17 protein-coding genes are annotated in these 13,485 nt (G+C 52.1%); 12 read left to right on the top strand and 5 right to left on the bottom strand.

Translation table 11 applies throughout. The features are described from left to right. Positions 1–186 precede the first annotated feature (186 nt). The 12 genes from mvaT to GHO41_RS11590 all read left to right on the top strand — a co-directional run bounded on the left by mvaT (position 187) and on the right by GHO41_RS11590 (position 8,417). A complete protein-coding gene (gene mvaT, locus GHO41_RS11640) occupies positions 187–570 on the top strand; it encodes a histone-like nucleoid-structuring protein MvaT (RefSeq protein ID WP_153433646.1) in 384 nt (127 codons plus the stop codon). A 367-nt stretch (positions 571–937) separates the two neighbouring features. Further along, a complete protein-coding gene (locus GHO41_RS11635) occupies positions 938–1,201 on the top strand; it encodes a hypothetical protein (RefSeq protein WP_153433645.1) in 264 nt (87 codons plus the stop codon). A 341-nt stretch (positions 1,202–1,542) separates the two neighbouring features. Beyond that, entirely contained in the window at positions 1,543–1,776 is a 234-nt protein-coding gene (locus GHO41_RS11630; RefSeq protein WP_153433644.1) for a hypothetical protein, read from the top strand. Beyond that, entirely contained in the window at positions 1,776–2,324 is a 549-nt protein-coding gene (locus GHO41_RS11625; protein WP_153433643.1) for a hypothetical protein, read from the top strand. Before GHO41_RS11630 ends, GHO41_RS11625 begins: the two co-directional genes overlap by 1 nt. Positions 2,325–2,356: 32 nt before the next feature. After that, a complete protein-coding gene (locus GHO41_RS11620; RefSeq protein ID WP_153433642.1) occupies positions 2,357–3,340 on the top strand; it encodes a hypothetical protein in 984 nt (327 codons plus the stop codon). Positions 3,341–3,574: 234 nt separating this feature from the next. Continuing rightward, entirely contained in the window at positions 3,575–3,859 is a 285-nt protein-coding gene (locus GHO41_RS11615) for a hypothetical protein (protein ID WP_153433641.1), read from the top strand. 205 nt (positions 3,860–4,064) lie between these two features. Further along, positions 4,065–5,135, top strand: coding sequence for a hypothetical protein (locus GHO41_RS11610; protein ID WP_153433640.1), 1,071 nt, complete (start codon positions 4,065–4,067; stop codon positions 5,133–5,135). Between the two features lie 39 nt (positions 5,136–5,174). Then, complete coding sequence (locus tag GHO41_RS11605) at positions 5,175–5,513, top strand: hypothetical protein (RefSeq protein WP_153433639.1); 339 nt, start codon at positions 5,175–5,177, stop codon at positions 5,511–5,513. A gap of 12 nt (positions 5,514–5,525) precedes the next feature. Further along, entirely contained in the window at positions 5,526–6,653 is a 1,128-nt protein-coding gene (locus GHO41_RS11600) for a hypothetical protein (protein ID WP_371928901.1), read from the top strand. Positions 6,654–6,774: 121 nt separating this feature from the next. After that, entirely contained in the window at positions 6,775–7,179 is a 405-nt protein-coding gene (locus GHO41_RS30090) for a hypothetical protein (protein WP_218580254.1), read from the top strand. A gap of 99 nt (positions 7,180–7,278) precedes the next feature. Next, positions 7,279–7,536: a hypothetical protein gene (locus GHO41_RS11595; protein ID WP_153433637.1), complete on the top strand. Its 258-nt coding sequence runs from the start codon at positions 7,279–7,281 to the stop codon at positions 7,534–7,536. A gap of 608 nt (positions 7,537–8,144) precedes the next feature. Beyond that, complete coding sequence (locus GHO41_RS11590) at positions 8,145–8,417, top strand: nicotinamide mononucleotide transporter (protein ID WP_178126501.1); 273 nt, start codon at positions 8,145–8,147, stop codon at positions 8,415–8,417. 22 nt (positions 8,418–8,439) lie between these two features. Here GHO41_RS11590 and GHO41_RS11585 read toward each other — a convergent pair whose 3' ends face one another. The 5 genes from GHO41_RS11585 to GHO41_RS11565 form a co-directional block, all read right to left on the bottom strand. Then, positions 8,440–8,742 (bottom strand): hypothetical protein, encoded by a 303-nt coding sequence (locus tag GHO41_RS11585; protein ID WP_153433635.1) that lies wholly within the window; start codon positions 8,740–8,742, stop codon positions 8,440–8,442. A 200-nt stretch (positions 8,743–8,942) separates the two neighbouring features. Beyond that, the gene (locus tag GHO41_RS11580) at positions 8,943–9,161 is read right to left on the bottom strand and encodes a hypothetical protein (RefSeq protein ID WP_153433634.1); all 219 of its coding nucleotides are present in this window, start codon (positions 9,159–9,161) and stop codon (positions 8,943–8,945) included. A 712-nt stretch (positions 9,162–9,873) separates the two neighbouring features. Then, positions 9,874–10,083 carry a hypothetical protein gene (locus GHO41_RS11575; protein ID WP_153433633.1) on the bottom strand — a complete coding sequence of 70 codons (210 nt, stop codon included), beginning with the start codon at positions 10,081–10,083 and terminating at the stop codon, positions 9,874–9,876. A gap of 484 nt (positions 10,084–10,567) precedes the next feature. Further along, positions 10,568–12,541: a hypothetical protein gene (locus tag GHO41_RS11570; protein WP_153433632.1), complete on the bottom strand. Its 1,974-nt coding sequence runs from the start codon at positions 12,539–12,541 to the stop codon at positions 10,568–10,570. Between the two features lie 275 nt (positions 12,542–12,816). Further along, complete coding sequence (locus GHO41_RS11565; protein WP_153433631.1) at positions 12,817–13,035, bottom strand: hypothetical protein; 219 nt, start codon at positions 13,033–13,035, stop codon at positions 12,817–12,819. Between the last annotated feature and the right edge of the window lie 450 nt (positions 13,036–13,485).

Raw genomic sequence — 13,485 nt, 5'->3', positions numbered from 1 at the left:
TGGCTCGTAGCGCACTGACAATGTGTCGAATGCCTCTCTAAGCTCATCTAGTAGGGGCTTAGTCCATTCCGAACTATGGTTGCGGCTACCTCTAAGCTGTAGCACACAACTGCTACAAGTTGTGTTGCTGGCAACAACAACATCTGTTTTGATTCCCACCAACTTCCCATCGAATGCGAGTGTGACATGTCCCTAATTAATCAATACCGCGAGACCGAAGGCGCAATCAAAGAGCTTCAAGAACGCCTCGAAAGCTTGAAGAACAACGAAGGCCTCCAGAAAGAAATGGAGTTCGAGACCAAGCTTCGCAACCTGATGGGCGAGTATCAGAAAAGCCTGCGTGACGTTACCGCACTGCTCGACCCTCAGTCGTCTTACAAGCCGAAAGCAAATACCGTCAGCAACCAATCCTCGGGGGGTGTTCGCCGCCCGCGCAAGGTGAAGACCTATAAGAACCCGCACTCCGGCGAAGTTATTGAAACCAAGGGCGGGAACCACAAGACCCTGAAAGAATGGAAGGCAGAGCACGGTTCCGATCTGGTCGAAAGCTGGGCCACTGTAAGCGAGTGATCTGATTGACCACTCAAAGGGGAGCTTCTGAGCTCCCCTTTTTTATGCTAGCTATATTGTTTAACCCAGCAGTGGCTTGATGGCCCAGTGCCCCAAACCTACCGCCTATCATTTCCCCGCCTGTCCTACCTACTACCTGCCTTGGCCATATCGCTTGGAGCGAGTAAGTGCGCAGAGTTGGAGTGAACAGAGCGTCCCCGGTCGCTAAGATCAGATTTAAATCAAATGGCCTATGCCAATTCGCCGCTTGCGATCCAAGGAAGTGAAAGCCGGCCTTCCCTCACCCAAACGCCAAAGTTCGGATCGAGAGAAGATCATTCGGCAAGTTGTAGCATCTGCCACGATGCCCATTTAGGATTTCACCCCCATGTCCGCATGCGAACACCCCGTTGGATACTTGCAAGATGTGTTGGTCACGGCCAGCTACTGGAACACTCACCTTGCCGCTTACGTATCCCAGGTAGAGCTCTCAAGCAAGATCGCCAATTCCAATCTAATGCCGCACGGTAATTTCCAGGAGTTCCAGTTCTGCCCTGAGTGTGGCATTTACCTGGATCGAGTTGCATTGGGTCTGATGAACTACGCCGAGACCTACGAAATCAATGAAACCAGCATACTTGCTGGACGATGACCAGACTGGCCCATTGCTGGCTCCCGCTGTTCAGTCTCACGGTCGAGTGCATGGACGCCCTCCCCTCCGCTCAGTCCTACTTCACCCTTCATGACGTATGCCGATTAATGTCTATTGGCACTGTGCTGGCTATTACGACCCAAAAGTCAGCAGCCTCCCCATCTGCAAGTACAGCGAGTTGAGCTGAATTCACAACGAATGACCTATACGCTTTTCTGAGCTGTGTTCCCAAACCGCAGCTTCGGGTTTGAGCAATAGGTTTACGGGGCGTTACCGCTTTGTTGACACATGCCTGGAGCGCAGAAGATGGGCACACCAAATTCATTGCCCAGGTGAGAATTATGCGGAAGAAGAACAATCTGGATTTCTACATTCTGTTCAACGGCAACAGGTTGCTGGCCAACCCTACCGACTCCGAATCGGTACACAACGCCATTACCCGAACCATCGAGCAGCACTCCGGCACCCGAGTAACTGAGTTAGGGCGCTGCAAGATGGCAGGCGTGCATTATCACTACCCGATCACCCTGGCCAACGGTCAGCGAGGTGATGTTTTTGTTGGGGGCAATGCCTGATGACCGCCAAGCGGTACAGTGCTGCTGACCCCGCCTTACAAGACAGTGACGTGCTTGCAAGTGATCTAGAACGCACGCAACTCGACCTTTTGACTGCTCGCTCAGAATTACAGTCGCTCACTTCCGTATCTGACCAACAGGCACTCCGGGTAGCTGAACTTGAAAGCGAGTTGGCAGCCACTCGCAAGCTGTCCATCGCACTAGATTCAAATGCCTCACTGGATATTCGCATGAAGGCTGCGGGCATGCTTTCTGTAACCCAGTTTCTGGCCGATCAGCCCATTGACGCTTTCATCCGTCATGCAGGAGTCATCGACCTCAACACATTCGATCAATGGCTTGGCATGAAGCGAACTGAGTTCCTGAGATTGCAGGCCCGACTGGAGTTAGCCGACCGTAATGATGACGTGCTGTACGAGTGGGTCACGTCTCATGCCGCCACATTTAGCGAGGTCATGATCAACTTCAAAATTGCTTATCGTCAGCAGCCTGGCCCTGCCGCCGAGAATCACCTAGCCGGGCCGCCCCCCCATTCAGTGCTCCACTGAAATTAACTGCAAATTCATGCAGGAGACACACTATGAACACCTCAGTTCACGCCGATAACACCGACGCCTCTTCACGGCTCTATGAGGCGGCTCATCGCGAGGGCACCACAACAGCAACAGTCTCGACAGCAGACCTGCGCCAACTTCTAGCTGCGGCATCGCAGAACAATAGCAGCCCCCAGTTTTCCACTCTCTACATTGGGACTTCGGGCCGGGGGAAAGGATTATTTTCCGACGAGCTTTTGCGTCAACAACACCTGCACATTGACCAAGCGCTCGTTGAATGCATTGCCGCAGCGGGGATCATTCGGGAAGGCGTAGGGCTCACCGGCCCTGAGCTGCTGAAGTTTTCTCACGCCCTCAAAAGCCACCTCGATGGTGTTGCTCAGGCGCAAGATGCGTACAACGCGGTAATCAGTTACATGCTTGCAAACCCTTGCGAGTCACCAATGGAGTTTTTGCGCTGCTGGAACGAAGGGAACTTTGACTCACTGCGCAATGAGTGGCCGGATGCGCCAGAGGAAATCTACCTAGCTGACTCCCAACATCCTGACTTCAAAGGACTGGAAACTGCCGAGCAGGACTTGCCGTCTCAACTGGTAGGTACAAAGCTTCTGGCACGTTGCAACGAATGGATTGCGGTGGCGTCCTCGCAAGGTAGCGATCCAAAAACTGTCGCTCTACTGGATGAGGTGTCTGGCTTTCTCGCACAGCAGCCAGTCAGCGCCAGGGCCGCTGACGCGGCAGATGGTGTTCGTGATGATCTGAACCCGGATGGCGCGTACATCCAGTATGAGGCAGCAGCCAAGGCGCTCTCTACGGCTGTTCAGCGCGCCTACCCCGTCACCTCGCAGGCAGAGTTCAAGGTTGGCCGTCACATCATCCGTGGGGAGGTCACAGCTCATCGCAGGTTTGCAGGGAGCACCCCCGGCGAGTTCTTCATTCGAAATCTGCTAACCGGGACCAAGCGCAAGGTGACTCACCGGCAAGCCATTGCAACGAAGGGTAATCAGTAATCCACCCTGGATACCATGTCACTCGTAGGGTCGTGCTCAATGCCCAATGCCCAGACCTTATGTCTGGGTTTTGGCTCACTTCCAAGCAGCCCCCTAGGAACATGTAGTAACTGCATCGAGTTGTATTGAAGCGGGGCCAAGCATCAGTGACAGTAGGGTGCCTTTCAAACCTATATCGCACATTGAGGGCCTGCCCATTCATCCAGCAGCGCTCCCTCACCCTGGAGCTTTCCAATGTTCAAAAATGTGAGTGCCGTGGCCTTCGGCGCAGTCTTGTCAGTGGTGACAATCTTGCTCGCTGTGGGAAGCTTGCTATCTGTTACGAAGTTGAACAACGCAATCGTACAGGCAGCGCTCAAAGCACCCGATTCACCTGCTTATGACTTCCTGCTCATGAACAGGAACGATCTGATTACACCCCTCCTGTACTGTATGGCCCCGCCCGTAGCTGCCTTTCTTATCGGAAGCATCATGGCGTTCCGAGGCGAACTCTCAATCAGCTACCGCACGACTAAGTAACACTCACCTCATTGAGCAGCACCATTCTGCAATGAGGCCTCGACGAAGCCGTAGCCACTGTGCCATGTGCATCCGCTCACAAGTCTATGCCTCGAATCCAATTCTCGGATTCGACGAGTTAACCCCTTGTGGGTGTTAATTGGTGTGGCACAGCACCCCTAGGGGTACTATTACTCCATCAACTTCACACACAGGGATTAGCTCAATGTCTGCCTTCAACGAACAAATTCAACAAAGCATCGAGTCTTTCGACCTCACGCTGGTATCAGGCAGTGTGAAGAAAGTCATGGCCAGCATTAAGGCCGAGTACGACACCAAGATTGAAAAAGAAGAATTCAAAATCAAAGGTGCGGGTGGCAGTTCGGATTTGTGGAAAGTGCCTGTCAGTGCAATCAAGGTGCTGCCCGGCTTCAATGTGCGTCTACCGAGTCCAGAACTCGAAGAACACATCGACTATTTGACCGGCAGCATCCTTGAGGAAGGATTCAACCATACCCGCCCTCTGGCAGCGCTGGTACTCGAAATTGACGGCGTGCTTGGTATTTACGTCTACGATGGTCACTGCCGTTTGGAAGGAACAAAACGAGCCATTATTAAAGGCTCTACGATCCAGACCCTTCCCGTGGTTGTTACCGACGGCAAGCGGGTGAACCTCGATGATTTATACGTAATGGTTCACAACCTGAACAAGGGTAAAGAGCTGGCACCTTTCGAAATTGGTCTGCTGTGCAAGCGCCAGTGGAAAAATGGTATCGATGAAAAGACCATTGCACGCCGCATGAACATCAAGCCTCAATACGTTGAAGGACTGTTGCGACTGGTCAGCGCTCCGAAGGGGCTTGTGGACGCTGTAATTTCCAACGAGTTGTCTGCTTCCGAAGGGATTAAAATGCTTCGTGCCCATGGCAACGGCAAAGTAGTCGCAGAACTAGAACTGATGCGTAAGCGCGCTGTGGCTGAGCAACAATCGAAAGCGCTGTCCAATCCAGAGCCTGCTGCCAGTGCAGAGCAGGACGGCGCCACCAAGCCGGCCAAGATTCGACTAACGGCCCGTCATGCTTCGAATGCCCACGTCAAAAAGGCCGTGAGCAAACATGGTTTGGCTCTGTTCCAGACTGCTCGCACAATCAAGGCCGATCCGGCTTACGATAACCTGTCGGAAACGACTCGACTGGCGCTGGATAAATTCATGCTTCTGCTGGATGAAGCTGAGAAAGCAGACGCAACCCCAGTTGATACCGAGGAAGGCAATCAAGGCGTTCAGGCAGCAGCCTGATCGTCATAAGCCTTCGCATAATGAACCTGGATAACCCTCATGCTTATCGACTTGAGAAAGGTCGCCCCAGGCGACCTGCCATTAGATGTTTTTAAAGAGTTTATTGCAGACAGTGACTACTCCCCGTCCATGGTCGCTGCTCTTTGCGACCATCTTGTTGAAGGGGTGGACACCAAGGTAGCGGTCAAGACCCATGGGCTGAATGCTACAAAATTCAAAGTTCGGCTTGAGAAGCTGATCGAAGAAATCAACCGTGTAGGTCGGATCAACGCTTTACTGTCCATCGACCAGCGCAAATTGGATCAGGTATTCGAGTTGGCCAACGCCCTTGCCACCGAGGTCAAAGCTTTGCGATCTATCCCGCAGACAGATATGTAGAGGATGCACTTAGTGACAAATACATCGGAGAACACCAGCGGTTGCCAGCTCTCGGAAACGATTGAGCAGATAGATTTGGGTATCTCGACGACCATGAACCGGGCAGCCCAAGCGGTCGTGAAAAACAAGACCCTTATCGACGCAGCCGTAGCCGAATACGATGCCAAAATGTTGGCCGGTGATCTTCATGATGGTGGCTATGGCCCTGCCGAACCTTTCCCCTTTCTGCACCGCATCGTACCTTTTGCTTACACTCTGGAGCGCAGCAACAGCCCGGTACTGGCCCGAGTCCCTACCGCCAACACCCTCGGTTGTAGCTGGAAGTGGCGCCGTGGCAGCCTCGACGTTGCTGAAAAGGCTAAGTGTCGAGCCGAGCTGGACAACGAGGCCGCTTTGCTCAACGGTACGCTCGATACGGCTAGCTACGCATGGATAAAACCGCTTGGCCTGATCGCCCCAGGCGAAGGTAAGAACCGAGTAGATTTTTTCCGAGGCGAGCGAATCGAATCCATCCCAGCCATGGTGACTGAGTGGACATATGCCGAGCCAGACAGGATTGTTTTGTATTCTGTTAAAGACAGCGCCTTTGAAGCCACATGGGCAGTTCTAGATGGACGCTGGGTTGAGTTCGTCCCCAATCCAAGTTGGACGAGTCCGCTGATGGACGCTTACGGTGTGTCCATTGAAAACCCTTGGCCCAAAACGTTCCCGGCCCCGGCTGATGTATTGCAAGCAATGTTTGATACTGCTCGGTTCAATTCCCCGCTTGGGCATCCAGTATACGGGCATGTGACTGTGATTGACCTCGATACGATCAAAGCTATCGACGAGTTCCAGGCCGAGCCACAACGGACAACAATGACTGACCTGAAAGGCGTCAAGGTTGATCACCGTGTTTGGCAGTTGTCCATTGTGGGCGTTCTGTCTGCCCTCGTACTGATGATTCTCTTGCCCGCACAATGGGTAGAAGCCCGCATCGCTTGCGGCATATTGATGGGCGCAGCTGGATGCGCTGGGATGCTTCCATATTTGATGCACATCATCACAGTCCCCCGCTCTGGTCTAGCGAAGGAACAGTACCTGCCCCCTGAGCGTTGCCCTAAGAATGCCGGGCGCCAAGGCAACAGAAAGCTGGGTTGAGTGTTTGCCCCCCCCAACCCTGATATTAGGGTTTGAGGATTTAATCTACTCACCGCACCTTCCTCGATGACACAGCGAAGCGTCGCACAGTATGGCTCCAATAATCTTAACTGGAGCCATCATGACCGCCTTCATAGCAATCACTCGAACCCATCTAAAGGCACTGATTGATGCCGCGCAAGCTGATGCTCCAACACCTGCTGACGCAGCCATAATCGTTACTGCTATGCAGGAGTTGGAATGTCCAATCCCCACGGAAAAGCCTACTTCCGGGTACGTTCGGGGTTGTTTCGAGCTGGCCTGCAAATCCTCCACGGAATACCGATTCCCACTTGGGGTTGTGACCCTGAATGGCGTTTTCCTAAAATATATGGACTCCGATACTGACAGTGCATTTGTTGGCTACCGGGCAGGTTTTGTACGCGGTCTTAAATGGCAGCATCAGATTACCCAGGTCAAGGCTACGGCCGTTGCCCCAGTCCTTGCCCTGCCTGCACCGATGAGAGCGGTGCAGCCCCTATCGTGAAGCCCCTTGGCCTTCGTCAACTGTGGGTAAGGATCATCGTTCCAGAGCACAGGCTGGTTGCACATATCGTTATCTCAACCCTGCTCAAAGGAGCGCGCAATGACCGACGCCTACGTCTTCGAGGTTCATCACGAAAGCGAAGTGATTCAAGTGAATGGCAGGGAGTCTGTACGCGCCAAGTACGCGTTTAACAAGCAGTCGATGGAGTTTTCCGAGAACTCTGACCCCAGCCGCATACTGCTAACATGCGGTCGCCAGAAAGGGGGAGGCGTTCTGGCGTGCATTGCGATTATCACCAAGGATGAGTTCCGCCAAGCCACGGTGCCCGGCGACTGTTACACCGAGAAGTCATTCTGAACAACTGAACGCCCTTGCCTTATAAGCAGGGGCTTCACTACACCCCCTTTATGTCCGCAACCCACTTCTCCAATTTCTGTGGCTTACCCCATGGAATCAGTAGTCTTGTAACGCTGAATCTTTAGCTGCCTGTACCTCCTAGGCCATTAACAACAACCGCACTGATTCCTACCCCCGCCGAACTTATCTGTATACCTATTAAAAAAGAGTTGTCAAACACTGCAAACTATTGATGCATCCTCTTATCCTCATGTTGTATTATTAATTCAAGATCACCATTTAGAGATAAAAAATGGACTTGCTGTTCACGCTTGCAATCATTTCAATATCAACTTTCGTCGTTATGTATATCGCTTACTGGATTTACAAACGACCACAGCGCAAAATGGCCAAAAAGGTTGATGAGAATTGGGAAAACAATAAATTGTAATTGCTCTAAACCATCAGAGAAACACCAGTGGTAGGCTGGTGTTTTGCTTTTAGGCGCAATCAATAAGCCTATCGTTGTTGCCAATCTTGGTTATTGAGAAATGCTGACAATTAATTAATGACACTGGTGCCCTGCCCTGATTATTGGCTCAACAACACACTACAACGCGAGCATGACTATGAACGAATTGCTGGAGTGGACTGGGACAGTCTGTGGTATCGCCGGGGCAACGCTGATTGCGAGCAACGTTCGCCTTTCGCCTTGGGGTTGGTGGCTGTTCCTCATTTCCAGCCTTTCCATGGCCGTGTATGCAGTCAAGATCGGTGCCTACGGGCTCATGCTTCTCAACATATGCTTCGTTGCCACCAACTGCTTAGGACTTTGGAGGGTGTGGCTGCCGCATATTCGCAACCGCCAGCAGGCCGAACCAGATAGCCCAACCTGTGGTTGAACTCCTGGCACTTATGCCAGTATCAACCAAACCAACTGGCAAATAAGTTTGATATGGCAGGCTTGCCCGCATAGAGAGTAAACACCAACATGGCAGTGAAGAAGATACCCTTCACCAAGCTGTAGGTACTTGCACGCATCCCCCACATTCGAAAACTCTCCATGAGTTCGTGGAGTTGTGGATTGCTAAACCCTTTCTTCTCAGCCACTCGCTTCACCCCAAATTCTAGGAAGTCGCAAATTGCGCATACTGCGGTTACTACAGCGATACTCAACATTAGATAGCCAATCGGGGCGGACGCCGCAACTGATTGCACTTCGTTCAATTCTTACTCCATATGTACAGCCGGCCACAAAGAACCAAGATTTGAATTATGCCACATCCGCAAACAACTTTGAGCTGAACAAATATATTGACCCGCTCCCTACTCTCCCATCAGCAGTCAGGTTTCGACTATTGCCAATGCCAGTAGTGATTACAGGCGCGGTAGGTTGCTTGCGCACAAATCAGGGTTGATATTGAGAATCAAAACCCGCTGACATGCTTGTGTTGACGGGGCGCAGATGAGTTTTCGGCACCCGAATGAGATTGAGGTTTTCCCGCGCATGCGCGGAAATCCCCTATTGATTTGATCACAAAGCCAACAGCCTTTAAACGCATGGAAAGCTGCGCCAAGGCTAGCGCAACCATGACGATCAGAGTGCCATATAGCTCAATCAACAACTCGGGCATCCACACGACCATCAGCCATGATCCTCCTGAACGGTCTTGTCGCACGCAACATCACCGACCAGCCAGACTTCATCAGCGCTCACTTCTGATGCTAGAACAAGATCGAGAACGCATGTTGGCCACCCAGGCACTTTCGAAATAGCGGTTGCGCTGTTCTTGTCGCGATTGATAATCGTGACTGTCACCTGCTCTGGCTTGACACTGAAACTCCGAGCTATGAATCCAGCGGCTGACTGTTCAGGCTCAGCCCACATTTCAGACGCATCTTCATCAACAGCTGTAGCGGAAGCGCTCAACATACTAGCGACACAAAAAAACAAAACTCTGCTAACAGTACACAAAATATCTAACCTTCTAAGTTCCAGCGTGCTCTGAGAGCTTAACGGGAGTGACAGCCAGAATCGCACTTGAGTTAACCGCCGAAATCAATCTTTGCATCCAAAGGCACTTCGAAATCTTTCCCACAACTATCGCACTGGAAAGACCCACCTCTAGGGTCATTCACAAACCCCATAGCAGGATGTGAGCAGTGCGGACATTCTATGTAGGAGATGTGCGCGACGATGACAATGGGTTCGCTCATGTCAGAGCCTCAGCTTGTGGTTGATCGACAGGTTCGCGCCAACCGCATCAGCATCGCAACCGAACCCTATGCAGTTGCTGTCGCCCTCTTAAAACTTCACCTCTCCTACATCGAGCAGTTCTTGAGTCGTGCTCCCGATGGTTACAGGCCAGTAGCCCGAATGAGTAGGTTCTCCCATGCGCTACGGCCAGGACATTCTTTAACAGCCTGAACTGCCTGGAAGCACGCACTGCGGTCACGCGATTTACCGATTGCAATGATGGTAGCCAGTGTCAGCGCGACGAAGAACACCAACGCGGCAGTGATAACTGCACCAGCGATTTTCATTGCTACCTTGGGATTAGTGTTCATTTTCAGACTCCAGAACTGGCGAGAGTATCGGCAGATTGCTCAGCACCTTCCAAGTCAGTACAGCTGACTGGGGAGTTGTCATGATTGTCATGCTTGGGTCACTTCATGTTCAGATCAGATGGCGATGCCGCTTAGACGCTTGTTACTTGTCTCTGCTGGGGCCGGTGCTTGATAACCCCATGGCTCGATCCAGATGCAATGACACTCAGCTGCCAGCACTTAGCAATTCGGAACGATGAACACCGGGACGATTCGAACAGGCGCCGCAGTTGCGGATACTGGCTCAGAGGCTGAGGGTATTGTGCCCGAGCAGCCTGCCATCAGCGCAATCAACGAAAGGCCAGCAAAGATCAGGGGGTTGGAGGTATTCATGGGCAAGTCCTTTGTGTGATTAGGTTTGCCCATGATGCGGTCAACTCTGGCGTGTCATAGGGAGCTGGTGAGGTTCGTGAAAGCCGATGCTTGGGTTTTAGGTTGCGGGCTGTCAGCGCCGGAACAGTTCCGACCTATCGTTTTCATCGTAGGGTTGCGTGACTTTCAAATTCCCAGCGTGGAATTCCTCAGCACTCAAAAGCATAGGAGCCCACTCCAGGTATCTGGCCCGTGTTCTCGGGTCTTTGAAAAACTGTTTGAAATCGCCCGGTTTGTAAGCACTCACGTTGAAAAGCTTGTCCAGTGGCAACTTGATCGTAGCCCTCACCATTTTGTCGCTGTGAGGTGAGCTCGTACGCAGCCAACAAAACGTAGCCGTTTTGCTTCGAGGTGCCCAAGTCTTCGCTATAGACACGCGGCCCGGCCCAGGATCGCCATAGGGTCGAAGCACCTTGTATTCAGGCCCTCTCCGTTCAGATAACCGCCAGTTGTTTGCATCTTTATTATTTTGCCGCTCGGCCTCGCGCACGGACCACAGGTAATCCTGGCCAAAGAAAACACTGCGCGGGCCAGCAGTGGCATTACACGCCTCGATGTAAGCCTGAATGTCGGGTGCTTCACCCCAGTGAATGACCATCGAATTGTCGTAGATGAGTTCGACGGAAGCCCCAAAGGATGCGGGTCGCCACATCTGTACTGGCGAATGGGGTATGAGCGTATGCGTCCGGTCAAACAGGCCTTGGACGACCAGTGCCACTCGGTTGTATTCCTTGATTTCAGCCTGGATTTTCTCCAAACCCTGATCGTAAAAGCTGCTCGAATCGTCGAATGGCTGCCAGTCACTATGGTAGAAGTCGCTGTGACCCTCGCGATAGGGATTGTAATAGTGCCAGTCGAGCGTTGGATTGTTCGATTCCCAGACTTCCCTCGGGTTGTCCTGCTGCCATTTTTCACGTAGCGCGGCCCTGTGTTCTTTAGCCTCAATGATGCTGTCGAACTCACGCTTGCTCATCATCGACTCAACCTTTTCGAACCGAACTTTCATCATCAACGGCTCGGTTGGATCGAATGTGGCACGCTCAGGAAACATATGCTCGCCGAAGTCTTGCTCTGTGCAAACCCGGTAAAGCTGCTCGCCATTACGAACGATCAGGTAGGTGAATTTGTCAGCCTTTGATAGCCCGAATTTCACGAAGGCATTGAGGTTCAGATGGCTCCTATCCTTTCCATCGCGGCGCACCCGCATTGACACCATGCAGCGCTGGAACGGCAGAATTCGATCACGGTTTTCAGGCTTGGCCAGCCATTTGTCGAACTCACGAATATCTTTGAATTCCATGCCGCCCAACTCATAGGCTAGTAGGCATTCTTCGTCCATATATAAACGGCGCTGCATGATGCGAAGCTTCTCATCACGCGATGCTGGCGCACCTTCGGATAAGGTGAAGATCGTTTCCAAAATCCCGGAATACAACTGGATGTTGAACAGTCTGTCTTCGATGTTATCAACCGACGATTTCATCGGCCCAAACTTAGCCTTCATAGGCAAGCCGGGGGCGCCCATCCAGCGGGCCAGTTCCTCACTTAGCTTTCCGTTCTGCTTGAACAGCTCTGGCAGTGTTTCTTCCTTGGCTAGGATGAGTGCTTTTTTGAATTGCTCCACGTCCACCTGAGCAGACAATAACGCTAGAGATTTACCCTCGCCATTACCGCTCTGATGGCCGATCTGGGGCGCGATGCCCAGGCTTTCTGTTAAGTTCTGGATACGGGCCATGTTGTCGGCCAACGCCTGCTGCCAGTGATTCACCATCCGCTGGATATGCTGATCAGCTTGAGGCTCGAAAGTAAGCTCATCGTTGAAATCGTCCCGGTGTATTCGGCAGTACGAATACCCATTACGGGATTCAGGCGATTGGAGCTTCACATAGTTCGAGCCAACCTCCATGACGCAACGAAGGTTCGGCTTCATTTCGTCGTCATCGTTCTTGACCCAGTACCACTGGCCAAGCTCAACCTTTTCGAAGTCGGTGATCACACGTTCCACTTCAACTATCGGGATGACAGCTGGTTCAAACCCATTGGACATACCTGCTCCAGAAATTCAGTTTTCGGTTAGGGAGTTCAGATTGCCGCAGGAAACGCGGTGTCATCGATCTGCCAAGATTATCGTCACAACCCAGACTCGGGGTTGAGTGATTTGATCGCACCCAACTATCAGCCGCGCATGATCACCGGGAGCACCGAGGACTACTACTCGCACACAGCAATAGTCTGTGGAGGCGCCAGCAGGACGCGGGCGCAAGGTGCGGTACAGAAGGGAATTGCTTATTACGAATCCACGCCACCCTGCCGGGGTGCCGGCTACCCGCGCCCAGGCAGTGTGGGCTTTACTTCACGATACGTGGAAATGGCGGCTTTAAGCGGCACCAGGAACACCAAGAACGTAACAGCAGGCACAGCCCAGCCGGTTTCCATCATCCAAGCAGATGCCGCAGAAAGTACGAAACCACACCCAGTCATGGTTGCACCAATGGTGAACGCGACTAGGAGCTCAAGCTTGTATTTTGGATCGACCATCATTGTTCACGATTCCTTTTTCTGTCGTACAGCGCAACACCGGCAATCTGATGCTGAGCGGCTTCCCTTTCTAGCAGCAAGTGCTGTCGGCAACGAGTCTTTGCAATCAATAACCAACAAGCTTATGCAACGAGTTGGATTGAAGATCGCAACGACAATTCATAGTATTGTGATTGTGCTCTTAACCTAGGATACAAAATGAGAATTTCGTCCCCGCCCCCGCCAAAGCGTAAATTGCAAACCCTCGCTTTTACCATTGCTTGCATCGCGATGGTGTTCATCGACACCCAAGTTCTTGATTTTAAGCAATGGCTACTCATCGCGGTTGCAGTATGCGGCTACCTTTATTTTGGCTTGTTCGAGTGGAAGATATACAAGGCCTGAATTCAACACATAAGTGCAACGCTCACCCCTGTATGCACTTCGTACGGCGTCTTCCAGCCCAAGCGCTTG

Origin of the sequence: Pseudomonas sp. FSL R10-0399, from assembly GCF_009600165.1 — a bacterium.
Lineage (GTDB): Bacteria > Pseudomonadota > Gammaproteobacteria > Pseudomonadales > Pseudomonadaceae > Aquipseudomonas > Aquipseudomonas helleri.
This window is presented reverse-complemented; position numbering and strand designations above follow the sequence as displayed.